General features: G+C 68.5%; 21 protein-coding genes. 11 read left to right on the forward strand and 10 right to left on the reverse strand.

Annotated features, from left to right (window positions below; genetic code table 11):
- Positions 1–8 precede the first annotated feature (8 nt).
- From VOI27_RS14075 to VOI27_RS14100, 6 genes are all read right to left on the reverse strand, one after another.
- Positions 9–938 carry a glyoxylate/hydroxypyruvate reductase A gene (locus VOI27_RS14075; RefSeq protein WP_323765991.1) on the reverse strand — a complete coding sequence of 310 codons (930 nt, stop codon included), beginning with the start codon at positions 936–938 and terminating at the stop codon, positions 9–11.
- The gene (gene rodA, locus VOI27_RS14080) at positions 935–2083 is read right to left on the reverse strand and encodes a rod shape-determining protein RodA (RefSeq protein ID WP_323765992.1); all 1149 of its coding nucleotides are present in this window, start codon (positions 2081–2083) and stop codon (positions 935–937) included. Before rodA ends, VOI27_RS14075 begins: the two co-directional genes overlap by 4 nt.
- Positions 2083–4023, reverse strand: coding sequence for a penicillin-binding protein 2 (gene mrdA / locus VOI27_RS14085; protein WP_323765993.1), 1941 nt, complete (start codon positions 4021–4023; stop codon positions 2083–2085). The genes rodA and mrdA overlap by 1 nt, the downstream gene beginning before the upstream one ends.
- Positions 4020–4556: a rod shape-determining protein MreD gene (locus VOI27_RS14090; RefSeq protein WP_323765994.1), complete on the reverse strand. Its 537-nt coding sequence runs from the start codon at positions 4554–4556 to the stop codon at positions 4020–4022. Before VOI27_RS14090 ends, mrdA begins: the two co-directional genes overlap by 4 nt.
- Positions 4549–5469: a rod shape-determining protein MreC gene (gene mreC / locus VOI27_RS14095; protein ID WP_323765995.1), complete on the reverse strand. Its 921-nt coding sequence runs from the start codon at positions 5467–5469 to the stop codon at positions 4549–4551. The genes VOI27_RS14090 and mreC overlap by 8 nt, the downstream gene beginning before the upstream one ends.
- A gap of 112 nt (positions 5470–5581) precedes the next feature.
- Positions 5582–6628, reverse strand: coding sequence for a rod shape-determining protein (locus VOI27_RS14100; protein WP_323765996.1), 1047 nt, complete (start codon positions 6626–6628; stop codon positions 5582–5584).
- A gap of 953 nt (positions 6629–7581) precedes the next feature.
- Between VOI27_RS14100 and VOI27_RS14105 the strand changes: the two genes are divergently transcribed.
- Entirely contained in the window at positions 7582–10083 is a 2502-nt protein-coding gene (locus VOI27_RS14105; protein WP_323765997.1) for an FAD-dependent oxidoreductase, read from the forward strand.
- Between the two features lie 278 nt (positions 10084–10361).
- On the opposite strand, the gene VOI27_RS14110 is transcribed toward VOI27_RS14105, so the two are convergent.
- Both VOI27_RS14110 and VOI27_RS14115 read right to left on the reverse strand, forming a co-directional pair.
- The gene (locus tag VOI27_RS14110) at positions 10362–13091 is read right to left on the reverse strand and encodes a [protein-PII] uridylyltransferase (protein ID WP_323766046.1); all 2730 of its coding nucleotides are present in this window, start codon (positions 13089–13091) and stop codon (positions 10362–10364) included.
- A gap of 28 nt (positions 13092–13119) precedes the next feature.
- On the reverse strand, positions 13120–14313 hold the full coding sequence (locus VOI27_RS14115) for a penicillin-binding protein activator (RefSeq protein ID WP_323765998.1): 1194 nt from the start codon (positions 14311–14313) through the stop codon (positions 13120–13122).
- Positions 14314–14405: 92 nt separating this feature from the next.
- Here VOI27_RS14115 and rsmI point away from each other — a divergent pair, with 92 nt between their 5' ends.
- The 4 genes from rsmI (at position 14406) to VOI27_RS14135 (ending at position 17610) form a co-directional block, all read left to right on the forward strand.
- Positions 14406–15281: a 16S rRNA (cytidine(1402)-2'-O)-methyltransferase gene (gene rsmI / locus VOI27_RS14120; RefSeq protein WP_323766047.1), complete on the forward strand. Its 876-nt coding sequence runs from the start codon at positions 14406–14408 to the stop codon at positions 15279–15281.
- Positions 15282–15299: 18 nt separating this feature from the next.
- Complete coding sequence (locus tag VOI27_RS14125; RefSeq protein WP_323765999.1) at positions 15300–15704, forward strand: YraN family protein; 405 nt, start codon at positions 15300–15302, stop codon at positions 15702–15704.
- Between the two features lie 74 nt (positions 15705–15778).
- On the forward strand, positions 15779–16714 hold the full coding sequence (gene gshB, locus VOI27_RS14130; protein WP_323766000.1) for a glutathione synthase: 936 nt from the start codon (positions 15779–15781) through the stop codon (positions 16712–16714).
- Complete coding sequence (locus VOI27_RS14135) at positions 16711–17610, forward strand: alpha/beta hydrolase (RefSeq protein WP_323766001.1); 900 nt, start codon at positions 16711–16713, stop codon at positions 17608–17610. The genes gshB and VOI27_RS14135 overlap by 4 nt, the downstream gene beginning before the upstream one ends.
- Here VOI27_RS14135 and VOI27_RS14140 read toward each other — a convergent pair.
- Positions 17576–19090, reverse strand: a complete 1515-nt coding sequence (locus VOI27_RS14140; RefSeq protein ID WP_323766002.1) for a YifB family Mg chelatase-like AAA ATPase — start codon at positions 19088–19090, stop codon at positions 17576–17578. The two genes, VOI27_RS14135 and VOI27_RS14140, sit on opposite strands and share 35 nt — an antisense overlap.
- Positions 19091–19170: 80 nt before the next feature.
- Entirely contained in the window at positions 19171–20043 is an 873-nt protein-coding gene (locus VOI27_RS14145) for a glutathione S-transferase (RefSeq protein ID WP_323766003.1), read from the reverse strand.
- Between the two features lie 198 nt (positions 20044–20241).
- Between VOI27_RS14145 and VOI27_RS14150 the strand changes: the two genes are divergently transcribed.
- The 6 genes from VOI27_RS14150 to VOI27_RS14175 all read left to right on the forward strand — a co-directional run bounded on the left by VOI27_RS14150 (position 20242) and on the right by VOI27_RS14175 (position 26733).
- Positions 20242–21120 (forward strand): RNA polymerase factor sigma-32, encoded by an 879-nt coding sequence (locus tag VOI27_RS14150; RefSeq protein WP_323766004.1) that lies wholly within the window; start codon positions 20242–20244, stop codon positions 21118–21120.
- Positions 21121–21164: 44 nt separating this feature from the next.
- Positions 21165–21890, forward strand: a complete 726-nt coding sequence (locus VOI27_RS14155; protein ID WP_323766005.1) for a ChaN family lipoprotein — start codon at positions 21165–21167, stop codon at positions 21888–21890.
- Between the two features lie 75 nt (positions 21891–21965).
- Complete coding sequence (gene coaBC / locus VOI27_RS14160; RefSeq protein WP_323766006.1) at positions 21966–23159, forward strand: bifunctional phosphopantothenoylcysteine decarboxylase/phosphopantothenate--cysteine ligase CoaBC; 1194 nt, start codon at positions 21966–21968, stop codon at positions 23157–23159.
- A 69-nt stretch (positions 23160–23228) separates the two neighbouring features.
- Positions 23229–23663, forward strand: coding sequence for a dUTP diphosphatase (gene dut / locus VOI27_RS14165; protein WP_416374678.1), 435 nt, complete (start codon positions 23229–23231; stop codon positions 23661–23663).
- A complete protein-coding gene (locus tag VOI27_RS14170; protein WP_323766008.1) occupies positions 23663–24721 on the forward strand; it encodes a molybdopterin-synthase adenylyltransferase MoeB in 1059 nt (352 codons plus the stop codon). Before dut ends, VOI27_RS14170 begins: the two co-directional genes overlap by 1 nt.
- A complete protein-coding gene (locus tag VOI27_RS14175; RefSeq protein WP_323766009.1) occupies positions 24721–26733 on the forward strand; it encodes a M3 family metallopeptidase in 2013 nt (670 codons plus the stop codon). The genes VOI27_RS14170 and VOI27_RS14175 overlap by 1 nt, the downstream gene beginning before the upstream one ends.
- Positions 26734–26804 lie beyond the last annotated feature (71 nt).

A 26804-nucleotide genomic window follows, 5' to 3' on the forward strand; every position in this document is an offset into this window, starting at 1 on the left:
GAGCGGGCTCAGTAGCCCGCCGCGCGGTCCACCAGATGCAGAAGAGGCTGACCCGCATCGCCGCGCAGGATGTTCTCGGCAATTACCTCGGCCCCTTTGGTGGCCCGGGTCTCCGAGGCCACATGCGGCGTCACCGTCACCCGTGGATGGCCCCAGAAGGGGTGGTCCTGCGGCAAGGGCTCCTGCCGGAACACATCCAGCGTCGCATGGGCCACTTGCCCCGAGTCCAGCGCCGCCAGCAGCGCATCATCATCGATCAGCGGCCCGCGCCCCGGGTTGATCACGAAGGCACCCTCGGCGAGCAGCGCCAGCGCCTCTTTGTTCAGGATATTCCCGGTCGCCGGCGTGTCGGGCAACAGCAGCACGAGGATCTCGGCGCCGCGCAGGGCCTTGTCCAGCCCGTCGGCCCCGTTCAGCGTATGCACCCCGGCGATCTGTTTCGGCCGCCGGCTCCAGCCGGTCACCCGGAACCCCACATCCGCCAGTTTCCGCGCCACCTCGGCCCCCAGCGCGCCCAGCCCCAGCACCGTCACCCGGCGCTCAGAGGCCAGCGGCGGCGGGGCCCAGTGCCAGCGGTGCCCGGGGTTCACGATATGCGCATCCATCCCGAGGTGATGACGCAGCGCATGGCCGAGGACATATTCCACCATTCCTTCGGTCAGCCCGCCGCCGACCATGCGCGCCAGCGGCGGGGTCAGGGTCGGGTTGCCGACGATTGCCTCCACCCCGGCCCAGATGTTCAGCACTGCCTTGCAGCGGGTGAAGGGGGTGAAATCCTGCAACTCGGAATCCGGCGCGTAGACGATGTAATCGACCAGCTCCGGCGCCATCTCCCGCGACAGGGTGTGGTCCAGCCCGGCGCGGTCAAGCGCGGCGCGCAGCGGTGGCGCCCAGCTTTCCCAGCGGGACGGGCCGGCGGCGAACAGGATGTTGGTCATATCGCCCCGCGCGGTCTGTGGACATGCGCCGATTGCACCAGCCCGAAGCCGATCATCAGGATCAGCATCGCCGAGCCGCCGTAGCTCACGAGTGGCAGCGGCACGCCGACCACCGGCGCCAGCCCCATCACCATCGACATGTTGACGGCGAAAAACAGGAAGAAGGTGGTGGCGATGCCCAGCGTCAGCAGCGCCGCGAAGCGGTCGCGGTTCTGCAGCGCCGAGGCGATGCAGAAGGCGATGATCAACGCATAGAGCCCGAGCAGCGAGAACGCCCCGATGAAGCCGAACTCCTCGGCCAGCGTGGTGAAGATGAAATCGGTGTGTTTCTCTGGCAGGAAGTTCAGCCGCGACTGCGTGCCCTGCATGAAGCCGCGCCCGGTCCAGCCGCCAGAGCCCAGCGCGATCTTGGACTGGGTGATGTGATAGCCGGCGCCCAGCGGGTCGGAGGAGGGGTCGAGAAAGGTGTCGATGCGGCGGAACTGGTAGTCCTTGAGCAGCTGCCAGTCAGTGTTCCGGCTTTGGAACACCGCCGTCACCAGCCCACCCGCGGCGGCGATCACCGCGGCGAAATAGGCCCAGTGCACCCCCGCCATGAACATCACCAGCCCGCCGCCGGTCATCAGCAGGATGGCGGTGCCAAGGTCGGGCTGACGCAGTACGAGGAAGGTGGGAAACAGCACCAGAAGCACCGGCAGCAGCACCCAGAACGGCCGCGAGGTCTTCTTGATCGGCAGCCAGTCGTAATAGGCCGCCAGCAGCATCACCAGGGTGATCTTCATCAGTTCGGAGGGCTGCAGCCGCATGAAGCCGACGTCGATCCAGCGCTGCGCGCCCATGCCGGTGACGCCGACGAATTCGACCGCAAGAAGCAGCACCACCGACAGGCCATAGGCCAGCACTGCCATGTTGCGCCAGAACCAGATCGGCACCAGCGCCACCACCAGCATCAGCACGAAGCCCAGCGCAAAGCGTTTCATCTGCGGCTCGGCCCAGGGGTTGAACGAGCCGCCGGCCACTGAATAGAGCATCAGGAAGCCGATCGAGGCGACGGTGATCAGCAGCAGTGCCAGCGGCCAGTTGAGGTAGAGGATCTTGCGCGGCCCCGAGGGCACGTGTTTGACGTTATACTCGAGATAGGACATCAGGCCTCTTCCTGGCCCGGCGCACCCGGTGCGCTGCGCTCGCGGGCCAGCCGCTCCTGTTGCGACTTGATGCGGCCGCGGTCGGCGCTGGGATAGGCCTCGAGCGGTGGGTCATCGCCGTAAAGCGCCTGCAGCGTCACGTCGCGGGCGATCGGGGCGGCCGCGCCAGAGCCGCCGCCATGTTCCACCACCGTCGCCACCGCGATGCGCGGCGCCTCGGCCGGGGCGAAGTTGACAAAGAGACCGTGGTCGCGCCGTTCCCACGGCAGGTCCTCGTTGCGGGTCACCCCGCGGGCGCGTTCGGCGGCGGTGATGTTGCGGACCTGGGAGGTGCCGGTCTTGCCGGCGATCCGCGCCGTTTCGGCGACCGAGCGATAGCGATAGGCGGTGCCGCGGCGGTTGTTCGAGACCTCGAACATCGCCTTGCGGATCTGGCGCAGGTGGTTCTCGTTGAGCCCCAGGCTCTCGCCCCCGCGCGAGGGTTCCTCGACGCCGTCGATCCGCTTGATCAGCCGCGGCTCGACCTGCCGGCCGGTGGCCAGCCGCGCCGTCATCACCGCCAGCTGCAGCGGCGAGGTCAGCACGAACCCCTGGCCGATCGAGGCGTTGACGGTATCGCCAACCACCCAGTCGGCACCGCGGTTGATGAACTTCCAGTTCTTGTCGGGCACCAGCCCCTTGGTCACCGCAGACATCGGCACGTCATGCACCTCGCCCAGGCCCAGCCGGCGGGCCATGGCGGCGATATTCTCGATGCCCACCTTGATCGCGAGATCGTAGTAATAGACGTCGCAGCTCTCGCGCAGGCTCTTTTCAAGGTTCATGTGGCCGTGACCGGCGCGTTTCCAGCAGTGAAACCTGCGGCCCGAGACCTCGAGATGGCCGGGGCACCAGACCGTCTCGGTCGGCGTGATCAGCCCGGCATCCATCGCCGCCAGCGCGGTGACCATCTTGAAGGTCGAGCCCGGCGGATAGGCGTCCTGCACGATCTTCGAGGCCAGCGGCCGGCGGTCGTTCTCGCGCAGCACGCTGTAATCGCCGACCGAGATGCCGCGGACGAACTTGTTGGGATCATAGGAGGGCGAGGAGGCGGCGGCCAGGATGTCGCCATGCTCGAGATCGAGCACCACGACGCTGGCGCTTTCCTGACCCAGCCGGGCTGCGGTGTAGTTCTGCAGCTTGCTGTCGATGGTCAGCTGCACGGTCGCCCCAGAGGTGCCCTCGCGGCGGTCGAGCTCGCGCATCACCCGGCCGACGGCGTTGACCTCGACCCGCTTGGCGCCGGCCTCGCCGCGCAGCACCTCCTCGAGCTTGGTCTCGACGCCGACCTTGCCGATCTGGAACCGCGGAATGCGCAGCAGCGGCGGCGGGTCCTCGTAGCGCGACAGGTCGCGTTCGGACACCGGGCCGACATAGCCCACCACATGCGCCAGGTCGTGGCGCAGGGGATAGTGCCGCGACAGGCCGACCTCGGGGGTGACGCCGGGCAGGGCAGGGCCGTTGACGGCAACGCGGGAGATGTCCTCCCAGCTGACCCGGTCGGCGATGGTGACCGGCAGGAAGGGCGCCGAGCGCTTCATCTCGGCGCGGGCGCGTTCGACCTCTTCTGGATCGAGATCGACCAGCTGGCCCAGGCTTTCGAGCACAGCGTCGATATCGCCGGCATCCTCGCGCACCATGGTGATGCGGTAGGCCGGGGCATTGGCGGCGACGGCGATGCCGTTGCGATCAAAGATCTCGCCGCGCGCCGGCGGGATCAGCCGGATGTTGATGCGGTTTTCCTCGGCGAGAAAGCGGAACTGGTCGGCCTGGTCGACCTGCATGTGCCGCATCCGCCAGCCCAGCAGACCGACGAACCCGGCCTGCAAGCCGCCGACCACGAGGCCGCGGCGGCTGACCTTGCGGGCGCTTTCCAGCGTGTCCCTGGGCGGGCGTCTCATGTCATCCTCCCGGCGGCGAGTTCGGCATTGGTGCGGGCGCGCACCCCGAGCAGCCACTCGGAGGCCAGCGCCACCACAGGGTAGATGGCCACGGTAAAGAGCACCTGCAAGAGCGACATCCCCAGAAGCGGCCGCGGCAGCATGAAGACGGTCAGCGCCACCCGGTAGGCCAGCGCCACGGCCAGGATGGTGAGCGCGACGAGGATCAGCTCGGCCAGAAAGCCCGCATCGCGCAGCCCCGGCCCGCGCTTGCGCACCGCCTCGCAGGCCATCACGACCAGCGCCGCCATCAGCCCCGGCGGGCGCTGAAAGAAGAAATCGGTGAGCAGGATCGCCGCGGCGACGAACGTGACCGGTACGTAATCCGGCCGCCGCAGCGACCAGGCGAGGCAGAGCGCCAGCAGCACGTCGGGCGCCGGCCAGCGCACCGGCCCGGTGTCGAGCGGCAGCAGGCGGAAGAAGACGGTGGTGAGCGCCAGCGCCAGGAAGGTCAGGCGCATCAGCCAGAGCCGCGAGGCGGTGTTGTCAGCCATCGGCGGCCTCCTCTGGCGGCAGCGGCGCCTCTTCGGCCAGGTCGTCGGGGATCGCTGGCGGCACCACCAGATCGCCGGCGCCATCGACCGCCGGGGTGCCGTGATCGCGCAGCACGCGCAGGAACTCGAGCCGCTCGATATCGGCCGAGAGCCGCACCCTGAGCCGCCCTCCGGGATCCTTGGCGACCTGGCCGATCACCAGCCCCGGCGGCAGCACGCCGGCATCGCCGGAGGTGATCACCCGGTCGCCCGGGCGCACCTGGTCGGCATCCTCGAGAAAGTCGATCGGCGGCACCATGGAATTGTCGCCCACCACCAGCGCCTTTTGCCCCGAAGGCTGGATCAGCGCCGGCACCTTGGAGGAGGTGTCGGTGAGCATGATGACCCGGGCCGTGCGCTCGCCCACGCCGGAGATCCGACCGACGAGGCCCAGCCCGTCCATCGCCGCCCAGCCGTCCTGGATGCCGTCGCGGTGGCCGACGTTGAGCAGCAGCGACTGCCGGAAGGGCGAACCCGAGTCGGCCAGCACCACGCCGGTGACATAGGTCAGCTGCGGATCGAGGCGGACGTTGTTGAGATCGAGCAGCCGGGCGTTCTCCTGCTCGAGTTGCAGGGCGGCCTCCTTCCAGCTCTTCATCTGCTGCAGCTCGCGGCGCAGTTCCTGGTTCTGGGCATAGAGCGACTGGTAGGACTGGAAATCGCGCATCAGATTGACCGTGGCGGTGACCGGCGCCATCGCCCAGGAAAAGCCCGGCATAACCCGGTCGATCACCTGGGCGCGAAAACGTTCGACCCGCGGGCTGTCGATCCGCCAGAAGATGAACAGGCCAATCAGGCAGAGCAGCACCACGAAGGTCACCAGCCGCCGGAGCGGGGTCGCATAATCCTCGTGATGCGCGCGATCTCTGGCCAACGCGGCGTCTCCGGTCTCTGGGTCAGTCGGTCATATCACGGTCTGGCCGGCGCAATCCAGACGCCGCCGCATCACGTTTGGCTGTAGGGTGGGGGGTGCCCGCGCCGCCCGCTCAGCTGTCGTAGTCGATGGCGTGGCGCAGCTGTTTCTCGTATTCCAGCGCCTTGCCGGTGCCGAGCGCCACGCAATTCAGGCTCTCGTCGGCGATCGACACCGCCAGCCCGGTCTGCTCGCGCAGCGCCAGGTCGAGATCGCCCAGCAGTGCGCCGCCGCCGGTCAGCATCACGCCGCGGTCGACGATATCGGCGGCGAGATCCGGCGGCGTGGTCTCCAGCGCGGTCATCACCGCCTCGCAGATCGCCTGAACCGGTTCCGACAGCGCCTCGGCCACCTGGGCCTGGGTCACCTCGGTTTCCTTCGGCACGCCGTTCAGCAGATCGCGGCCCCGCACCCGCATGGTCGCGCCGCGGCCGTCGTCGGGCATCCGTGCGGTGCCGATCGAGGTCTTGATACGCTCGGCAGTGCTCTCGCCGACGAGGATGTTCTGCTGGCGGCGCAGGTAGTTCACGATCGCCTCGTCCATCCGGTCGCCACCGACACGGACCGAGCGGGCATAGACGATGTCGCCGAGGCTCAGCACCGCCACCTCGGTGGTGCCACCGCCAATATCGACCACCATGTTGCCGGTGGGATCGGTGATCGGCATGCCGGCACCGATGGCGGCGGCAATCGGCTCGGCGATCAGCCCGGCCTTGCGGGCGCCGGCCGAGAGCACCGACTGGCGAATGGCACGTTTTTCCACCGGGGTCGCGCCATGCGGCACGCAGACGATGATCTTGGGTTTGGAAAAGGTCGAGCGCTTATGCACCTTGCGGATGAAATGCTTGATCATCTCTTCGGCGGTGTCGAAATCGGCAATCACCCCTTCGCGCATCGGCCGGATCGCCTCGATGCTGCCGGGTGTGCGGCCGAGCATCAGCTTGGCGTCCTCGCCGACGGCGAGCACCTTCTTGACCCCGTCCTTGACGTGATAGGCCACCACGGAGGGTTCCGCCAGCACCACGCCCTTGCCCTTGACGTAGACCAGAGTATTGGCCGTGCCGAGGTCGATGGCCATGTCGGCGGAAAACATACCGGTCAAATCTGACAGTGAGAACATTTCGAGGTGCGCCTTTGCCTTGGTGCAGAAGATCGAGGATGTCACAAAACATGACGGCCGCGACTCTGCACCAGATCACGGCCAAATCGCTTATACGCAGGCGCTCTCACCTGCGAAAGGGCAAGCTGGCCCGGATCAGCGCCTTTCTGCCAGAACGCGACGTTTCGCGCGGACACCGGGCGTGGGGCGCTGGCCCAGGGAGCGGCGATAATGTTCGGTATCTGCAGGAAACGCCGGAATCCCTGATCCAAAAGCGGGCAAATTTGCCTGTTTTTGACAATGACGCCGCGGACTGTGACCCATTTTCACCCTGTGGATAAATATGGGGAGCACGGGGCGCAGGGCGGGCTCACGACCCCGGCGATGCGGTCCTTCAGACAAAGTTAACGCGCGGCAAATCAGCCGGGTGGCGCGCCGGTGAGTGTCGGGTGCGGGGGGCTGGTCTCGGCGCGTGGGCCGCAGGGACGGCCGGCGATATTTACAGAGCCGCCGGATTTGCCCGGTATCACCGTCAGGGTTTCAGCCAGTCCGAGCGTTGTCATGCCTGTCCTACCCAAGATGGCGTTTGCCGAGATCGCGCTCGCTGTCTGCCTCGTGTCCCGCAAGACCTGGAGGCGGCAGTTTTGCAGGCGGCCGAGAGCGCCTGGAACCGGTTCCTTGCCCAGCTGGGTTAGGGACAGGACACCGGCGAGGCGTCGCCCGAAGTAAAGGTCCCGCGTGGCGGCAAGGCCAGCCACTGTGCCGGGCTGGCCCGGGGCGGTGGCATGTCGACGCACTTCAGGTTCCAGCAGCGGTTGGGCGCGCCGCCGGGAGAATTGCGCACCGGAAACGCAGCGGACCGAAGGGCAGGGAGACGAATGTCGCTTTCCCGCCTTCACTGGTCGGGCTGGTTTTGCGGCGCGGCGCGCGGGGCGCTATCCACGGGGGCAGAGCCCTGCAGGAGTGAGCCCGCCATGAAGACCCATGTAAAAGCGCTTGTCGTCGGCGGCGGTGCCGTCGGCACCTCGATCGCCTATCACCTGGCCCGCGCCGGCTGGTCCGACGTGATGCTGCTGGAACGCGACGAGCTGACCTCCGGCAGCACCTGGCACGCCGCCGGGCTCTTGCCGCTGTTCAACATGGGCTATGCCACCAGCCACATCCACGACCACTCGGTGAAGTTCTACAAGACGCTGGAGGAGGAGACCGGGCTCAACGCCGGCTTCTACGTGGTGGGCAACCTGCGGATGGCGCAATCGGACGCGCGGATGGACGAATTCGCGCTCTATGCCTCGACGGCCGAGACCGTGGGCATTCCCTACGAGTGGATGACCCCCGACCAGATCCGGGAGCGCTGGCCGCTGGTGCGGACCGAGGACCTGAAGGGCGCGCTCTATCACCCGACCGACGGCTACATCAATCCGGCCGATGTGACACAGGCGATGGCCAAGGGCGCGCGGCAGCGCGGCGTCAGCATCGAGCGGCGCTGGCAGGTGGACGGCTACGCGTGGACCGGCGCGGAGTGGCGTGTCACGGTGACGAAGATGGTCGAGAAGGGCGGCAACCTTGTGACGTCCGACGAACAGCAGGTGATCACCGCCGAGCATGTGGTCACCGCCACCGGCAACCACGCGCAGCGTACCGCGCGGCTCTTGGGGCTGAAGATCCCTGCCATTCCGGTGGAGCACCAGTATATCGTCACCGAGCCCGACCCGGCGCTGGCCGAGTGGCGCGCCGCCAACCCCGAGCACCCGGTGCTGCGCGATGCCGACGCCAAGTGGTACGTCCGCGAGGAGCGCAAGGGCTGGATTCTCGGGCCCTATGAGCGCGGTGCGCCGGCGCGGTTCCTTTATGACGTGCCAGAGAGCTTTCGCGCCGACCTCTTTCCGCTCGATCTCGACCGGATCGAGGAGGAATACATGTCGATGATCCACCGCATTCCGTCCTCCGAGACGGTGGGGCTGAAGGACGATTTCAACGGCCCGATCTGCTACACCCCGGACGGCAACCCGCTGGTCGGCCCGGCGCCCGGCCTGCGCAACATGTGGCTGGCGGAAGGCTTCAGCTTCGGCATCACCGCGGCGGGGGGCACCGGGCACTACCTGGCGCAGATGATGGTGGACGGCGAGGCCGAGATCGACATGGCGAGCCTCGACCCCAAACGCTACGGGTCCTGGATGACCACCGAATATGCCGCGCGCAAGAACGAGGAGTGCTACGAGCACGTCTATATCCTGCACCACCCCGACGAAGAGCGCGAGGCCTGCCGGCCGCTGCGCACCGCGCCCTGCTATGACCGGATGAAGGCGCGGGGCGCGCAGTTCGGCTGTGTCAACGGTTTCGAGCGGCCCAATTACTTCGGGCCGCTGGATGCGCCAGAGAGTTTTGACCACGATGCGCGCAGCTTCCGCCGCGGCGGCTGGTGGCAATATGCGGTGGAGGAGGCGAAGGCGGTGCGCGAGGGCGTCGGGCTGATCGATGCCTCGGCCTTTACCAAGCACGCGGTCACCGGCGCGGGCGCGACCGGGTTCCTCGACTGGTTCACCACCAACAGGCTGCCCAAGGTCGGCCGCATCAACCTGACCTATGCGCTGACCGAGGCCGGTACGACGCGCACTGAATACACCATCGTGCGCCGCGGCGAGGACGACTACTACCTGGTCTCGGCGGGGGCGCTGACCGACTATGACGGCGATTACCTGCGCAAGTCGGCCGAGGCGTTCATGGCGCGGACCGGCCAGTTGGTGCTGGTGCAGGATGTCACCACGCAATGGGGGGTGTTTGCTGTCGCAGGGCCGAAATCACGGGCTCTGCTGCGGGACGTGATCAAGGACGCCGCGCCCGACACCGCGCTCGGCAACGCGCGGTTTCCCTGGCTGTCGATGCGCCGGATCGAGCTGGGGATGTGCCCGGTGATGGCGATCCGGGTGGCCTATACCGGCGAGCTGGGGTGGGAGCTGCACCATCCGATCGAGATGCAGAATTACCTCTTCGACCTGCTCGAGGCGGCAGGCACCAACCACGGGCTGAAACTGGTGGGCGCGCGGGCACAGAACTGGCTGCGGCAGGAAAAGTCATATCGCGCCTTCGGCACCGAGCTGGGCCGGGATGCGACGCCGTTGGAGGCCGATCTGCCGCGGTTCGTCGATCTCAGCAAGGATTTCCGCGGCAAGGCGGCGATGCAGGCGCTGGGCGTGCGGTCGAAATGCTGCACGCTGCTGATCGACGGGCCGGAGGATGCCGATCCCTGGGGCCGCGAGGCGCTCTATCTCGACGGTGAGAAGGTCGGGCGGCTGACCTCGGGGGGGTATTCGGTGGCCTTCGGCCAGTCGATCTGCATGGGCTATGTGCGACCCGAGCTGGCGGAGGAGGGGACCCGTCTGAAGGTGCGGATGCAGGGCCAGCTCTGGGAGGCCGTGGTGACCTGCGATGCGCCCTATGATCCGAAGAACGCGGCAATCCGCAAGGATGGGTGAGCGCCGGGTGTCCTGAGCGTCGTGCGCGCCGGACCTGATCCGGAGCCTCTCGGCCCGAAGTTGGGCGGAGAGGTCCCGGCGCGAGGGCCGGGACGGCGGCGGTGCTGAGTTCAGGACGGTGCCGTCCCGAGGTCTTACGGCTGCTTGGCTTGCGCCGGTCGCCGCGCTGCGGGGGGCCGACCTGGGTTGTTTGCTCCCGCAGGCGCAGGTGCCCTGCGCCGCGGGTGGCGGTGACGCCTGACCCACCGAGAGGCCCCGGGTCAGGCCCGGCGCGCGGTTCAGGACACCGCCCGTTCCGCGCCCTTGGCGATCGCCTCGCGCAGCTTGCGCTCCAGCGCCTTCTGTTTCGAAGGCGCGTGGAACTTCAGACCGAACATGTCCTTGACGTAGAAGCTGTCCACCACCTGCTCGCCATAGGTCGCGATCACCGCCGAGGAGATATAGACGTTGGTGTTGGCCAGCGTCCGCGTGAGGTCATAGAGCAGCCCGGGGCGGTCGCGGGTGTCGACCTCGATGATGGTGTAAATCTCCGAGCCGTCGTTGTCGAAGGTGATATGCGTCGGCACCCGGAAGGCGCGCTCGCGCTTCTTGATCTTGTCGCGCGACTTGATCGCCTCGCCGGTGACCACCTCGCCCATCAGCGTCTTGTGGATCATCGCCCGCATCCGCGGCAATTTGGCAGTCTCGTAGGGCGCACCCTCGGCGTCCTGGATCCAGAAGGCGGCGGTGGCGAAACCGTCCTTGGTGGTGAAGGTCCGCGCGTCCACCACATTGGCGCCAACCAGCGACAGCGCGCCGCACATCCGGCTGAAGATGCCGGGGTGATCGGCCATCGCAAAGCAGACCCGGGTGGCGTCGCGCTCCTCGTCGGGGTGGACGTCGATGGCGATCTCGTCATCGCCGAGCTCGCGCAGCAGGTTGGCAAAGACCACATGCGCGGTGACATGCAGACCCTGCCAATAGGGCGCGTAGTGCCGGCCCTTCTCGGCCTTGAGGTCCTTCGCCGGCCAGGCCTTGAGCGCCGCGTGCAGGGCCTTCTTGGCCTCGGTGCCGCGGTTCTCGCGGTTGAGCGCCTCCATGCCGTCCTCGAGTGCGCGGCGGGTCTGGCGATAAAGCGCGCGCAGGAGCGCCGCCTTCCAGTTGTTCCAGGTGCCGGGGCCGACCCCGCGGATGTCGCAGACCGTCAGCACGCAAAGCAGGTTGAGCCGGTCCACCGTCTTTACCGCCTTGGCAAAGTCGCGCACCGTGCGTGGATCGGCGATATCGCGTTTCTGCGCCATGTCGGACATCAGCAGGTGATAGCGCACCAGCCATTCGACCGTCTCGCTGTCCTTGCGGCTGAGCCCCAGCCGCGGCGCCACGATCCGCGAGATCCGGGCGCCGAGGATCGAATGGTCCTCGTCGCGCCCCTTGCCGATGTCATGCAGCAGCAGCGCCACGTAGAGCACCTTGCGATTGAGCCCGGTCTCGATAATCTCGGTCGAGACCGGCAGCTCCTCGCCCAGCTCGCCGCGCTCGATCTCGGCCAGGTGGTGGATCACCTGGATGGTGTGTTCGTCCACCGTGTAATGATGGTACATGTTGAACTGCATCATCGCCACGATCGGCGCGAATTCCGGGATGAAAGCCGCCAGCACGCCAAGCTCGTTCATCCGCCGCAGCGCCCGCTCGGGGTTGCCGTGCTTCAGCAGCAGGTCGAGAAACAGCTTGTTGGCCGCCGGGTCGCGGCGCATGCCGTCGTCGATCAGCTGCAGGTTGGATTTCACCAGCCGCATGGCGTGCGGGTGGATCAGCAGATCAGAGCGCAGCGCCTCCTCGAACAGCCGCAGCATGTTGAGCTTGTCCGACAGGAACGCCGCCTCGTCGGCGATGGCCAGCCGCCCGTGGGTGACCTTGTAGCCCTCCTTGACCTTGGTCTTGCGGCTGAAGATCCGCTCGAGCAGCGCCGGGCCCTTGGTGTGATCGGCCTCCAGCGCGGTCAGGAAGATGCGGGTCAGGTCGCCGACCTCGGTGGCGTGCAGGAAGAAGTCCTGCATGAAATGCTCGACCGCCCGGCGTCCGCCGGTGTCCTGATAGCCCATGGCGGCGGCGACCTCGACCTGCAGGTCGAAGGTCAGTTGCTCCTGCGGACGGCCGGCCACCAGGTGCAGGTGACAGCGGGTCGCCCAGAGAAAGGTCTCGGCGCGGGCAAAGCTCTGATATTCTTCGGGCTCGAACACGCCGAGGCGGACCAGATCGCTGGAATGGCCGACATGGTGGACGTATTTGGCAATCCAGTAGAGCGATTGCAGGTCGCGCAGCCCGCCCTTGCCCTCCTTGACGTTGGGCTCGACCATGTAGCGCTGGCCGCCCTGCTTTTCGTGCCGGGCGTCGCGTTCCTCGAGCTTGGCTTCGACGAACTCGCGCTCGGAGCCCATGAAGAGGTCCTTCTTCAGCCGCCGCGCCAGGTCGTCGGCCAGCCGCGCGTCGCCGGCCAGCAGCCGGTGTTCCAGAAGCGCGGTGCGGATGGTGAAATCCTCGGCCCCGAGGCGCAGGCAGTCACGGATGGTGCGCGAGGAATGGCCGACCTTGAGCCGCAGGTCCCAGAGGATGTAGAGCATCGATTCGATCACGCTCTCGGCCCAGGAGGTGATCTTGTAGGGGGTCAGGAACAGCAGGTCGACGTCGGAATAAGGCGCCATCTCGCCACGGCCATAGCCGCCGACGGCGATCAGCGCCAGGCGTTCGCCATCGGTCGGATTGGACAGCGGATGCAGCAGATCGGTCGCCGCACGCCAGGCGGTCAGCACCAGCTGGTCGGTCAGCCAGGTATAGCTGCGCTTGGCGGCCTCCGCCTCGAGCGGCCGGGCGCGCAGCGCCTCGGCAATTGTGGTCATGCCGGACTTGCGCATCTGCAGCAGCCGCCCGACCAGCGCCTTGCGGAACTCGGCCGGGGCGCCGTCGTAGCCGGTCATCAGATCCGCAACCGCGGCGGCATCGAAGATGCGCGCCGCGGGGCAGATCAGCATGGTTTCAAGTCGTGTCGTATCGACCGGCTCAGAAGCCGGCTCTGCCAAATCGATTGGGCGCTGGGTCAAGTATCACCACCTTGTTGCCGCGCACGGTGGCCACCGCCAATGCGCGTTCGTTTGTGCCATCGGGCAGCAGGCGGAAGACGCCGCCGGTGCCCTGGAAGCCCGAGGTCTGGGTCAGCGCGCGGGCGGTCAGCGCATCGGACTTGCCGGCACCGACCAGCGCGCCGATGGCGGCAATGCCGTCAAAGCCGAGTCCGGCCAGCGGGTGCGGCGCCGAGCCGTAGGCTGCCTGGTAGCGCGAGGTGAAGCTCGCGGTGCGCGACTGGTCTGGCAGGGCGAACCAGCCGCCCTGAACGCCGGGCAGCGCCAGGGTCTGCGCCGGCACGTCCCAGCGGCCGAGGCCGATGTATTGCGTGGTGTCCGGGCCGATGCCGTTCTCCGGCAGCAGCTGCACCAGCAGCGGCAGCGCGCCGGCGGCGTTCGAGGTCAGGAAGACCGCATCGGATTGCCGCGCCGCGGCGCTGATCCGCGGCATGGCGGCGATGACCCCCTGCTGCGAGAAGTCGAACCCTTCTGAGGCCACCACCTGAATGCCGCTGGTGCCGGCCGCAGCCTCGATCGCCGCCTTGCCGAACTGGCCTTCGACGTTGTTGGGGTAAACCACGGTGACCGTCTGCTTGCCCTGCTCGGCGGCAAAGCCCATCAGCCGGTTGGCGGTATTGCGAAAGGTCGCGCCGAGCACGAAGACATTGCCGCCGGCAATCGACGGGTTGTTGGAAAAGCTCAGCACGTTGACGTTGTCATCGGCCACCTGCACGCCGACCGCATTGGCGGCCTCGCCAAACAGCGGCCCGAGGATGATCTTGGCACCCGCATCCACCGCCTTTTGCGCCTGTGCGGCGGCGGTGGCGGCATTGCCGGCGGTGTCATAGACCCGCAGGTCGATCCGGACCGTGCCGAGATCGGCCACCGCCAGCCTGGCGGCGTTTTCCAGCGCCCGGGCCACGGCACCGGCGCCGGCATCGCTTTTCGGGATCAGCAGCGCCACCGGCACCGGCTGGCTGGTGTCGATGCGCTGGCCACCGCCGCCGCCGAGATCGCCAAGCTGGACCGGCTCACAGGCGGCGAGCGCGATCAGTCCGACACTGGCAGCCAGGCTGCGGGCAAAACGGGGCAGGCGCAGCCGCTTGCGGGCGGCAGACAAAACGGCAAACATGGTCTATCTCACTTCGCGGTTGGGTGGCGCGGCGGGGGCCGTGCGGTTCGCCGCGATAATAAACACAGAGCGAGGCGGGTCCAGTGGCGAATGTGACAGAGGGTCAGAAGTGGCAGAGAGACGCCCGTAAGCTGCCGGGCGGGCTCTATTTCGTGGCGGTGCCGATCGGCAATGCCCGCGACATCACCCTGCGGGCGCTGGATATCCTGGCCGGCGCCGATGTGCTGGCCGCCGAGGACACCCGGGCGCTGCGCCGTCTGCTGGAACTGCACGGTGTGGCGCTGGACGGCCGCCAGATCCGCGCCTACCACGAGCACAACGGCGACAAGGTGCGCCCCGGGCTGCTGGCGGCGCTGGCCGAGGGGCAGTCGGTGGCCTATGCCTCCGAGGCCGGCACGCCGCTGATCTCGGACCCGGGGTTCGACCTGGCCCGCGCCACGGCCGAGGCTGGCGCGCCGGTCTTGGCGGCACCTGGCGCTTCGGCGGTGCTCGCGGCGCTCAACGTGGCCGGGCTGCCGACCGACAGGTTCCTGTTCGCGGGCTTCCTGCCGTCCTCGGGCGCGGCGCGGCGTCGGGCGCTTGAGGAGGTGGCGGATGTGGCGGCGACGCTGGTGTTCTACGAATCGCCCCGCCGGGTGGCGGCGATGCTGGCCGATGCGCGCGACGTGCTGGGGGCCGACCGGCCCGCGGCGGCCTGTCGCGAGCTGACCAAGAAGTTCGAGGAGGTGGTGCGCGCGCCCTTGGGCGCGCTGGCGGAGCGGCTGGCCGAGACCGAGCCGCGCGGCGAATTCGTGGTGGTGATCGGCAAAGGCGTGACGCAGGCCGACAGCGCGGAAGACATCGAGACAGCCCTGCGCACGGCGCTCGAAACCATGTCGGTGCGCGATGCGGCGGATGTGGTGGCCAAGGGATTTGGTCAGAAGAAACGAATTGTTTACCAAATGGCCCTAGGCTTGACCAAAGAGTAAGGACCGGAGGGGCCGGGAATGCCACTTGATTTCGGATATGCCGACGCGGGCGCCACGCGCGCCCGGCGCAGCCAGCGCAACCATCTTGCCGGCACCAGCGCCGAGGCCTCGGTGGCGCGGCGCTATCTTGCGGCGGGCTATGTGCAGATCGCCTGCCGATGGCGCGGCAAGGGCGGCGAGATCGACCTGGTGTTTGCCGACCGCGGCGGCGGCTACGTCTTTGTCGAGGTCAAGACGGCACGCGATTTCGACAGCGCGCTGGCCCGCATCTCGCCCCGGCAGGTGACGCGCATCCATATGGCGGCGCAGGAATTCCTCGGCGATTGCCCTGCCGGGCTCGACAGCGAAACCCGGTTCGATGCCGCGCTGGTCGACGGACAGGGGCGGATCGAGATCCTGGAAGGCGCGCTTCTGGGCTATTGACCGGCGGCACCTGCGGCATTGAACCCGCTCCGGCCATGGGCCATGTAGGGGGCGGACATCAGCAGGGACAGCCCATGAAAATCGCCTTTCAGATGGACCCGATCGGGGCCGTGGATATCAACGCCGACAGCACGTTCCGCCTGGCCGAAGAGGCGCAGGCGCGGGGGCATGAGCTGTTCTACTACCTGCCCGACCAACTGGCCTATCAGGAGGGGCGGATCACCGCCCGCGGTCATGACCTCAAGGTGCGGCGGGTGCAGGGCGACCATGCCGAGCTCGGCCCCCTGCGCGAGGTCGACCTGGCAGACTTCGACGTCATCTGGCTGCGCCAGGACCCTCCGTTTGACATGCATTACATCACCCTGACCCATCTGCTCGATCGGCTGAAGGGCAAGGCGCTTGTGGTCAACGATCCCTTCTGGGTGCGCAATTACCCCGAGAAGCTTCTGGTGCTCGACTTCCCCGACCTGACACCGCCCACCGCCATCGCCCGCGATCTGCAGACCCTGCGCGATTTCCGCGAGCGGCACGGCGACATCATCCTCAAGCCCCTTTACGGCAATGGCGGCGCCGGGGTGTTCAAGCTGGCGCAGGCCGATGGCAACCTGGCCTCGCTGCACGAACTCTTTGCCAGCTTCTCGCGCGAGCCGCTGATCGTGCAGAAATACCTTCCGGATGTCACCAAGGGCGACAAGCGGGTGATCCTGGTCGACGGCGTGCCGGCGGGCGCGATCAACCGGGTGCCGGCCAAGGGCGAGACCCGGTCGAACATGCATGTCGGCGGACGTCCCGAGAAAGTCGGGCTGACCGAGCGCGACCGCGAGATCTGCGACCGGATCGGGCCGCTCTTGCGCGAGAAGGGCCAGGTCTTTGTCGGCATCGACGTGATCGGCGACTACCTGACCGAGATCAACGTCACCTCGCCCACCGGCATCCAGGAGCTCGAGCGTTTCGACGGCATCAACGTTGCCGAGAAAATCTGGCAGGCAATCGAGGCGAAGCTGGGGTGAGCCTGGCGCGCCGGCTCCTCAACCCCTGGCTGCGGGTGACGGAGCGGCGCCGGTTGGCCCGCGCCACCGACCCCGAGACCCTGCGCCGCGCCTTCGCGTGCAATGCGCGGCTGGTCTTCTGGCCGCCGCGCGGCGCGGTATTCGAGGCTTGTGAGGTCGCCGGACGCCCGGCCACCAGGGTCGATCCGGCGCGACCCGGGCCGCTGCTGCTCTACTTCCATGGCGGCGGATATGTCTTTGGCGCGCCGCGCACCCATCGTGCCATGCTGGCGCATCTGGCGCGGCTGGCCGAGTGCCCGGCGCTGCTGCCGGACTACCGGCTGGCCCCGGAGCACGCCTTTCCCGCGGCCTTCGACGATGCCCTCGCCAGCTACTGCGCGGTGATCGACCATCCTGGCGGCGTGGTGCTGGGCGGTGACAGTGCGGGTGGTGGTCTGGCACTGGCGGTGCTGGCGGAAATCCTTGCACAGGGCCTGCCCAAGCCTCTGGGGGCGTTTGCCTTTTCGCCGCTGACCGACATGACCTGCTCCGGTGCCAGCATCCGCACCAATGCACGCAGCGACGTGATCCTGCCGGCCGCGCGCTGCCACGAAGTTGCCGGGATGTACCTTCAGGGGGCCGACCCGCGCGACCGGCGGGCCTCGCCGCTGGCGGCCGATTTTACCGGCGCGCCGCCGGTCTGGCTGACCGCTTCCGAGGACGAGATTCTGCGCGATGACACCCTCAGGATGTCGGCCCGGCTGCGCGCCAAGGGGGGAGCGGTCACCGAGACCATCGCCACCGGCCTGCCGCATGTTTGGCCGCTCATGCACACCCTGCTGCCCGAAGGCCGCGCCAGCCTGCGCGCCCTGGCGCTGTGGATCAGGCGTCTTTCGCCCCGAGCAGCCGGTAGCTGAGCGCCTCGGCGACATGCGGGCGGTGGATGCCGTCCGAGCCGGCGAGATCGGCGATCGTCCGCGCCACCCGCAACACCCGGTGATAGCCGCGCGCCGAAAGGCCGAAGCGGTTGGCCGCGGTGAGCAGCAGCGCGCGGCCCTCGGAATCGGGCGTGGCAAAGGCCTCGAGCGCCTCGCCTTGGATGTCGGCATTGACGCGGGTGTCGTCGAGCGTGGCGTAGCGCGCCGTCTGCAGATCGCGCGCGGTGGCGACGCGGGCGGCGACCTCGGCCGAGCTGCAGCCGCTTTCTGGCAGGTCGAGGTCGGCGAACGACACTGGCGGCACGTCGACGCGCAGATCGAACCGGTCCATCAGCGGCCCCGAGATGCGGCCCATGTAGTCCTCGCCGCATTGCGGCACCCGGGCGCAGGCGCGCGCGGGGTCGGGCAGGTAGCCGCATTTGCAGGGGTTGGCGGCGGCCACCAGCATGAAGCGGCAGGGGTATTTCACATGCGCATTGGCGCGCGCCACCATGACCTCGCCGGTCTCGATCGGCTGGCGCAGGGTTTCCAGAACGGTGCGGGGAAATTCGGGGAATTCGTCCATGAAGAGCACGCCGTTGTGGGCCAGGCTGATCTCGCCCGGCCGGGCGCCGCGGCCGCCGCCGACGATGGCGGCCATCGAGGCGGTGTGATGCGGCTCGCGGAAGGGCCGCGCGCGCGAGATGCCGCCCTCGTCCAGCAGCCCGGCGAGGGAGTGGATCATCGAGGTCTCGAGCGCCTCGGCGGCGGAGAGGTCGGGCAGGATCGAGGGCAGGCGGGCGGCCAGCATCGACTTGCCGGACCCGGGCGTGCCGACCATCAGCAGGTGATGCCGCCCGGCGGCTGCGATCTCGAGGGCGCGCTTGGCGCGTTCCTGGCCGCGCACGTCACGCAGGTCGCGACCCTCGGGGCTGGCGTGCACCTCGCCGGGCTCGGCCGGCGGCAGCGGCGACTGACCGGTGAGATGGCGCACCACGCAGGCCAGGGTCGCGGCGCCGATCACCTCGGTGGCCCCGACCCAGGCGGCCTCGGGGCCGGAGGCGCGGGGGCAGAGCAGGGTGCGGCCCTCCTCGGCGGCGGCCATGGCGGCGGGCAGGGCGCCGATCACCGGCACCAACCCGCCGTCAAGCGACAGCTCGCCCAGGGCGACGATGCGGCCGACCTCTTCCTCGGGGATGATCTCGAGCGCGGCGAGCAGGCCGAGTGCAATCGGCAGGTCGAAATGCGAGCCTTCCTTGGGCAGGTCGGCGGGCGAGAGATTGACGGTGATCCGCTTGGAGGGCAGCGCAATCGACATCGACGACAGCGCCGTGCGCACCCGGTCGCGCGCCTCGGACACCGCCTTGTCGGGCAGGCCGACGATGGAGAAGGCGGGCAGCCCGGCGGTGATGGCGCATTGCACCTCGACCGGGCGGGCCGTGACCCCCTCGAAGGCCACCGTGTAGGCGCGCGCGACCATGTCCCCTCCTTGAGCTTGAACTCCGGGGGCCACGGTGCAGTGGCAAGGGTTGAGGAAGGGTTAACGCAGTCCGCAAATGGTTACTGCGCGGCCTCGACCATGGCGATGAACCGCGGCCAGGCAGTGGGATCGGCGACGGTCTTGTCGCGGCAAAAGGCATTGCAGACACCCCAGGTGCGACCGCGGAAGCGCAGGTAGTGGCGCACCGCTTGGCCGGAATAGGGGCAGCGGTCATTGACCGAGGGGCCGGCGGCGACGGGCTCTGCCGGTTCGGGCGGCGGGCCCGGCCAAGGCCGCGTCGCGTGGTCCTGAGCGTAGCGGTCGAGCGTGGCGCCGTGCACCAGCCCCATGGCGCGGAACCGGCGGAAGGCCGGGTCGGCGAGGTGGCGGGCAACATAGGCCGCTGAGGTCTCGCCCACCGGCAAATTGTAGCCGGCGATGCGGGCGGCGACCGGAGCATAGAAGGCGTCGGCGACGGAGTAGGCGCCGCAGAGCCAGGGGCCGCCGGAGCGGGCGAGGGCAAAGGCCCAGAGCTCCTCGATCCGGGCGAGATCGGCCGCCAGGGCCTCGGGCACCGGGACGCCGGAATAGGCCAGCCGCAGGTTCATCGGGCAGAGGCCGCGCAGGGTGGAAAAGCCGGAGTGCATCTCGGCAGCCAGGGACCGCGCGATGGCGCGCACATCTGGCTCCTGTGGCAAGAGACCGGCGTCGGGGTGGCGGCTGGCGAGTTCCTCGGCCAGCGCCAGCGAGTCCCACGCCAGGCCACCGGTTGCGAACGCGGCGCAGGGCACGGTCCGGGCCGGCGGCAAGGCCAGCTGCGCGGCGACGCTGTCGGTCTGGTTGAAGTCCACCACCGCGACCCGGCAGGGGATATCGAAACGGTGATACAGCAGCCAGCCGCGCAGCGACCAGCTGGAATAGGCGTAATCGCCGATATGGAGCTTGTCTGTCATGCAAGCGAGGCTACGGCGCGGGTTTTGCCTTGTCCAACAACCATTTGTGGGCTTTGGCATCACGGTCCGTGACATCCCGCACCTAGGGCGGCGCTGTGGAAAATCTAACTTTTTCGCAGGAATTTTGATCGCGAGCGGAACCGCATCCGTACCTGAGGTGTTCGAAACCAGACAACGACGGAAACGTGGGGATAGAAAATGGCACTCGACGCACTAGATGACAGAACACTGTCCCGCGCGGCCATGAAAGCCGAATTGCTGGACGCCGAGACCGAACTCAAGCTGGCCTACGCCTGGCGGGACGAGCGCGACGAGGTCGCCCTGCACCGGCTGATCACCGCCTATATGCGCCTCGCGATCTCGATGGCGTCTAAGTTCCGCCGCTATGGCGCGCCGATGAACGACCTGATCCAGGAAGCGGGCCTTGGCCTGATGAAGGCGGCCGACAAGTTCGACCCCGATCGCGGCGTGCGGTTTTCGACCTACGCGGTCTGGTGGATCAAGGCCTCGATCCAGGACTACGTGATGCGCAACTGGTCGATGGTGCGCACCGGCTCCACCTCGTCGCAGAAATCGCTGTTTTTCAACCTGCGTCGGGTGCAGGCGCGGATCGAGCGCGAGGCCGCGGCCGAGGGTGGCGATCTGGACCGCAATCAGATGCGCCACAAGATCGCCACCGAAATCGGCGTGCCGCTGGCAGATGTCGAGATGATGGAAGGCCGTCTGTCGGGCTCGGATTTCTCGCTCAACGCCACGCAATCGACCGAGGACGAGGGCCGCGAATGGATCGACACGCTTGAGGATGACTGCCCGCAGGCCGCCGAACGGGTCGAGCTGGAGCATGATCTCGAGCAGCTTCGGCAATGGCTGGTGGCGGCGATGGGCGATCTGAACGAGCGCGAACGCTTTATCGTCCGCGAGCGCAAGCTGCGCGAGAAGCCGCGGACGCTGGAGAGCCTCGGCACCGAGCTGAGCCTGTCGAAGGAGCGGGTGCGCCAGCTTGAGGCGGCGGCGTTTCAGAAGATGCGCAAGTCGCTGGAAGGCCAGAGCAAGGAAGTTCACGAATTCTTTGCATGAGGCGTCTTATCCTTGTCTTGTTGACGAGTTTGACCCCGGTTGCCTTGGCAGCCGGGGTTTTTGACGTCTTCGTGCTGGGCGAGGTACATGACAACCCGGCGCATCACGCGGAACAGGCCCGGCGGGTGGCCGAGATTGACCCGGCGGCGCTGGTGTTCGAGATGCTGACCGAGGCCCAGGCTGCTCGTGCCCTGCCGGCGCTGCGCGGCGATGCGGCGGCGCTGGGCGCGGCGCTGGACTGGGCGGCGAGCGGCTGGCCCGCATTTGCGATGTACGCGCCGATCTTTGCCGCGGCGCCCGAAGCACGGGTCTATGGCGCGGCGGTGCCTCGCACGGCGGCCCGGGCGGCCATGGAGAGGGGCGTGGCGGCGGTCTTTGGCAAAGACGCGGCGCGCTACGGCCTGACGTCTGACCTGCCGGAGGCGGAACAGGCGGCGCGAGAGGCGCTGCAGCAGGCGGCGCATTGCGGCACGTTGCCCCAGGAGATGTTGCCGGCGATGGTCAGGGTGCAGCGGCTGCGCGACGCCAGTCTGGCGCGCGCGGTGGTGCTGGCCTTGCAGGAGACCGGCGGGCCGGTGGCGGTGATCACCGGCAATGGCCACGCGCGGCGCGACTGGGGCCTGCCGCGGTTCCTGACGCGGGTGGCGCCCGACGCGCGGGTCTTCGTGCTCCTGCAGGGCGAGGACGGCGTGGTGCCGGAGGGCGGCCATGACGCGGTGGTCTTTGCCCCGTCGGTGCCGCGCGATGACCCCTGTGCGGCCTTCCGGTAGGGTGGCTCTTCCGCCCTTGCGGGCGTCCTCGCTCTCGCCGTAGGGTCGGGCGCGATGCAAGGGCGGGGGCCGGAGATGTTGGCTGGCAAGCGGATACTGATGATCATCGGCGGCGGGATCGCGGCCTACAAGGGGCTCGACCTGATCCGCCGGCTGCGCGAGCGCGGCGCTGCGGTGACCCCGGTGATGACCCGCGCGGCCGAGGAATTCGTCACCCCCCTGAGCGTCTCGGCGCTGGCTGGCGAGGCGGTGCACCGCGATCTCTTCGACCTGACGAAAGAGGCGGAGATGGGCCATATCCAGCTCTCCCGCGTGGCCGACCTGGTGCTGGTGGTGCCGGCCACCGCCGACCTGATGGCCAAGATGGCGGCGGGGCTGGCCGGTGACCTGGCGACGACCCTGCTGATGGCCACCGACACGCCGGTGATGATCGTGCCGGCGATGAACGTGCGGATGTGGCAGCACCCGGCAACGCAGCGCAACCTTGCCGTGCTGAAGGGCGATGGCGTGACCGTGGTCGGGCCGGACGCGGGCGACATGGCCTGTGGCGAGTTCGGACCGGGGCGGCTCTCTGAGGTGCCGGAGATCGTGGCGGCGGTGGAGCGGCATTTCGCGGCGGGTCCGCTGGCAGGCCGGCGGGTGCTGGTGACCTCGGGGCCGACCCATGAGCCGATCGACCCGGTGCGTTATATCGCCAACCGCTCGTCCGGCGCACAGGGCACGGCGATTGCCGCGGCCCTGATGCGGCTCGGCGCCGAGGTGGTCTTTGTCACCGGGCCGGCAGAGGTGGCGCCGCCAGAGGGCGTCGAGCTGCACCGGGTCGAGACCGCGCGCGAGATGCTGGCGGCGGTGCAGGCAGCACTGCCGGTGGAGGCGGCGGTGTTTGCCGCGGCGGTGGCGGATTGGCGGGTGCAGGGGGCCTCTGAGAGCAAGATCAAGAAGCAGGCGGGCCAGCTGCCCAGCCTGCAGTTCGACGAGAACCCCGATATCCTGGCCACTGTGGCGCAGATGCAGGCCGGGCGGCCCAAGCTGGTGGTGGGGTTCGCCGCCGAGACCGATGACGTGCTGGCCAATGCCACCGCGAAGCGGGCGCGCAAGGGCTGCGACTGGATCGTCGCCAATGATGTGCGGCCCGAGACCGGCATCATGGGCGGGGCGGAGAATGCCGTGACGCTGATCACCGCGGCAGGGGCCGAGGACTGGCCGCGGATGGGCAAGCGGGCGGTGGCCGACCGGCTCGCCGAAGAGCTGGCGGCGGCGCTGGGCTGAGGGGGCGGGCGCCTCCGGCGGGAGTTTGGCGGGCAAGATGAAGGAGCGGATGTGGTTTCTCTGAAGATCATGTGGGAGGCGGGCGCGGATCGGAGCCTCGGGCTGCCGCGCTACGAGACGGCCGGGGCGGCCGGGGCGGACCTGCGGGCGCAGTTGCCAGAGGGGCCGTTGCGACTGGCGCCGGGGGCCCGGGCGCTGGTGCCGACCGGGCTGCGGATCGCGGTGCCGGCGGGGTTTGAGGTGCAGGTGCGGCCGCGCTCGGGGCTGGCGTTTAAACATGGCATCACCCTGGTCAACAGCCCCGGCACCATCGACAGCGACTACCGCGGGCCGCTGGGGGTGATCGTGATGAACGCCGGGGCCGAGAGATTCGAGATCACCCATGGCATGCGGATCGCGCAGATGGTGGTGGCGCCGGTGGTGCAGGCCGGGTTCGATCTGGTCGAGACGCTGGACGAGACCGCGCGCGGGTCGGGGGGCTTTGGCTCCACCGGGGCCGGTTGATGCTCTTGGTGCTGGCTCTTGCGGCGGGGATCTGGTTTGGCGGCAGCGTCCTGGGCCTGCCGCGGGCGGCGCGCGGCCCGCTGGTCGGGCTGCTCTTCGTCGCCGTGCTGGGCATCCAGTTCCTGTTTCCGCCGGGCCACGGGCTGCGCGTGGCGACCGGCGGCGAGCCGGCGCTCTGGCTGCTGCTGGCGGGGTTTGTTGCGGTGATCCTTGCCTATCGCCATCTGCTGGGCCGGCTGAAGCGCCGGGTGCCGGTGCCGGAGGCCGCCGTCGCAACGCCGGTGAGCGACGGACCGATGAGCGAGGCCGAGGTCGAGCGCTATGCCCGCCATATCGTGCTGCGCGAGCTGGGCGGACCCGGGCAGCAACGGCTGCGGCGGGCGCGGGTGCTGGTGATCGGCGCTGGCGGGCTTGGTGCGCCGGCCCTGCAATACCTGGCGGCGGCCGGGGTCGGCACCCTCGGGGTGATTGATGACGATGTGGTCGAGAACGCCAACCTGCAGCGCCAGGTGATCCATCGCGACCAAGACATCGGCACGCCCAAGGTGTTCTCTGCCCAGGCCGCGATGATGGCGCAGAACCCCTACGTGCGGGTCTTGCCCTATCACCGGCGGCTGACCGGAGAGGTTGCTGCGGATCTGTTTGCCGAGTTCGACCTGGTGCTCGACGGCACCGACAATTTTGACACCCGCTACCTGGCCAATCGCACGGCCGTGGCGCTGGGCATCCCGCTGGTCTCCGGCGCGCTGTCGCAATGGGAGGGCCAGATCTCGGTGTTCGACCCGGCCCGTGGCACACCGTGCTATCAGTGCATCTTCCCCGAGGCGCCGGCCGCGGGTCTCGCACCTTCTTGCTCCGAGGCCGGGGTGCTCGGCCCCTTGCCCGGCGTGGTCGGCGCGATGATGGCGGTCGAGGCGATCAAGCTGCTGGCCGATGCCGGGGCGCCGCTTCGGGGCGAGATGCTGATCTATGACGCGCTGTGGTCCGAAACCCGCAAGATCGCGCTGAAACGCCGGGCCGACTGCCCGGTCTGCGGCGCCAGCAAAGGAACGAGATGATGACCAACCCCCTGCTGTCCGACTGGACCGGGCCTTTCGGCCTGCCGCCCTTCGATCTGATCGAGGACGCGCATTTCGGCCCGGCGCTGGACACCGCCCTGGCCGAGGATCTGGCCGAAGTCGCGGCGGTGGCCGAAAACCCCGAGCCTCCGACGTTCGCCAACACCATCGAGGGGCTGATGCGTTGTGGCGCGCGGCTCGACCGGGTCAGCGGCGTGTTCTTCAACCTTGCCGGCAGCGACAGCACGCCCGCGCGAGAGGCCCTGATGCGGGAGTTCTCGCCGAAACTGGCGGCGCATGCGGCGGCGATCTATGGCAACCAACCGCTGTTCGATCGCATCCGCGCGGTCTGGCAGGCGCGCGAGGCGCTGGAGCTGACCGCCGAGCAGGCGCGCGTGTTGATGCTGGTGCACCGCAATTTCATCCGCGCCGGTGCCGCGCTTGAGGGCGAGGCGGCCGAACGGATGAAGGAGATCAAGCAGCGGCTGGCGGTGCTGGGCACCAGCTTCACCCAGAACCTGCTGGCCGATGAGCGTGACTGGTCGATGCCGCTGGCTGAGGCGGATCTCGAGGGGCTGCCGGGCTTTGTGGTGGCCTCGGCCCGCGCGGCCGGAGAAGAGCGCGGCGCCGAGGGCCCGGTACTGACCCTGTCGCGCTCGCTGATCGTGCCCTTCCTGCAGTTCTCGCCGCGCCGCGACCTGCGCGAGATCGCCTATAAGGCCTGGGTCGCGCGCGGCGCCAATGGCGGCGAGACCGACAACCGCGAGATCGCCGCCGAGGTGCTGGCCCTGCGGCAGGAGCGCGCGCAGCTGCTGGGCTATGCGGATTTCGCCAGCTACAAGCTCGAGACCGAGATGGCCGGCAGCCCCGACAAGGTCCGCGAGCTGCTGGCGGCGGTCTGGGCGCCGGCCAAGGCACAGGCCGAGGCCGATGCACAGCTGCTGGAGGAGAGGATGCGCGCCGATGGGGTCAACGAGGCGCTGGCGCCCTGGGACTGGCGCTACTACGCCCAGAAGCGCCGCAAGGCCGAGCATGATCTCGACGAGGCGGCTCTGAAGCACTATCTGCAGCTCGACCGGATGATCGAGGCCGCGTTCGACTGCGCCCATCGGCTCTTCGGGCTGGAATTCCAGGCACTCGACGTGCCGCTCTATCACCCCGACGCGCGGGCCTGGGAGGTGACGCGGAACGGGCAGCACCTGGCGGTCTTCATCGGCGATTACTTCGCCCGCGGCTCGAAACGCTCCGGCGCCTGGTGTTCGGCGATGCGGATGCAGGCCAGGTTTCCCGAGGAGCAGCGGCCGATTGTGGTCAACGTCTGCAACTTCGCCAAGGCCGATCCGGCGCTGCTGTCCTACGACGACGCCCGCACGCTGTTTCACGAGTTCGGCCATGCGCTGCACCAGATGCTCTCGGATGTGACCTATGACATGGTCGCCGGCACCTCGGTGGCGCGGGATTTCGTCGAACTACCCAGCCAGCTCTTCGAACACTGGCTCGAGGTGCCAGAGGTGCTGCGCGTCTTTGCCACCCATGTCGAGACCGGCGCGGCGATGCCGCAGGAGATGCTCGACAAGGTGCTGAAAGCCGCCAATTTCGATCAGGGCTTCGCGACGGTGGAATATGTCGCCTCGGCGATGGTCGACCTGGCCTTTCACGAGGGGGCCGCGCCGGCCGATCCGATGGCGAAACAGGCCGAGGTGCTTGCAGGCCTCGGCATGCCCGCCGCCATCGGCATGCGCCACGCCACGCCGCATTTCGCCCATGTCTTTGCCGGCGACGGCTATTCCAGCGGCTATTACAGCTACATGTGGTCAGAGGTGATGGACGCCGATGCCTTCGCCGCCTTCGAGGAGGCCGGCGGCGCCTTTGATCCCGAGATGGCCAAAAAGCTCGAAACCCACATCCTCTCGGCCGGCGGCTCGCAGGAGGCCGAGGCGCTCTATCTCGCCTTCCGCGGCCGGATGCCGGGTGTCGAGGCGCTGCTCAAGGGGCGCGGCCTTGCCGCCTGATCCCCTGCTTCTTCTGTTCAAAAATACCCTCGGGGGAGTCCTGCAAGGACGGGGGCAGAGCCCCCAAACTC

It is taken from the genome of Marinovum sp. (assembly GCF_034669705.1).
Taxonomy (GTDB): Bacteria; Pseudomonadota; Alphaproteobacteria; order Rhodobacterales; family Rhodobacteraceae; genus Marinovum.

Excerpts from the sequence above, each read along its gene's own strand:
- VOI27_RS14075 (WP_323765991.1), bottom strand. The coding sequence starts at position 938 with ATGACCAACATCCTGTTCGCCGCCGGCCCGTCCCGCTGGGAAAGCTGG.
- rodA (WP_323765992.1), bottom strand. The coding sequence starts at position 2,083 with ATGTCCTATCTCGAGTATAACGTCAAACACGTGCCCTCGGGGCCGCGC.
- mrdA (WP_323765993.1), bottom strand. The coding sequence starts at position 4,023 with ATGAGACGCCCGCCCAGGGACACGCTGGAAAGCGCCCGCAAGGTCAGC.
- VOI27_RS14090 (WP_323765994.1), bottom strand. The coding sequence starts at position 4,556 with ATGGCTGACAACACCGCCTCGCGGCTCTGGCTGATGCGCCTGACCTTC.
- VOI27_RS14100 (WP_323765996.1), bottom strand. The coding sequence starts at position 6,628 with ATGTTCTCACTGTCAGATTTGACCGGTATGTTTTCCGCCGACATGGCC.
- VOI27_RS14105 (WP_323765997.1), top strand. The coding sequence starts at position 7,582 with ATGAAGACCCATGTAAAAGCGCTTGTCGTCGGCGGCGGTGCCGTCGGC.
- VOI27_RS14110 (WP_323766046.1), bottom strand. The coding sequence starts at position 13,091 with ATGCTGATCTGCCCCGCGGCGCGCATCTTCGATGCCGCCGCGGTTGCG.
- VOI27_RS14115 (WP_323765998.1), bottom strand. The coding sequence starts at position 14,313 with ATGTTTGCCGTTTTGTCTGCCGCCCGCAAGCGGCTGCGCCTGCCCCGT.
- VOI27_RS14125 (WP_323765999.1), top strand. The coding sequence starts at position 15,300 with ATGCCACTTGATTTCGGATATGCCGACGCGGGCGCCACGCGCGCCCGG.
- gshB (WP_323766000.1), top strand. The coding sequence starts at position 15,779 with ATGAAAATCGCCTTTCAGATGGACCCGATCGGGGCCGTGGATATCAAC.
- VOI27_RS14140 (WP_323766002.1), bottom strand. The coding sequence starts at position 19,090 with ATGGTCGCGCGCGCCTACACGGTGGCCTTCGAGGGGGTCACGGCCCGC.
- VOI27_RS14145 (WP_323766003.1), bottom strand. The coding sequence starts at position 20,043 with ATGACAGACAAGCTCCATATCGGCGATTACGCCTATTCCAGCTGGTCG.
- VOI27_RS14150 (WP_323766004.1), top strand. The coding sequence starts at position 20,242 with ATGGCACTCGACGCACTAGATGACAGAACACTGTCCCGCGCGGCCATG.
- coaBC (WP_323766006.1), top strand. The coding sequence starts at position 21,966 with ATGTTGGCTGGCAAGCGGATACTGATGATCATCGGCGGCGGGATCGCG.
- dut (WP_416374678.1), top strand. The coding sequence starts at position 23,229 with ATGTGGGAGGCGGGCGCGGATCGGAGCCTCGGGCTGCCGCGCTACGAG.
- VOI27_RS14170 (WP_323766008.1), top strand. The coding sequence starts at position 23,663 with ATGCTCTTGGTGCTGGCTCTTGCGGCGGGGATCTGGTTTGGCGGCAGC.
- VOI27_RS14175 (WP_323766009.1), top strand. The coding sequence starts at position 24,721 with ATGACCAACCCCCTGCTGTCCGACTGGACCGGGCCTTTCGGCCTGCCG.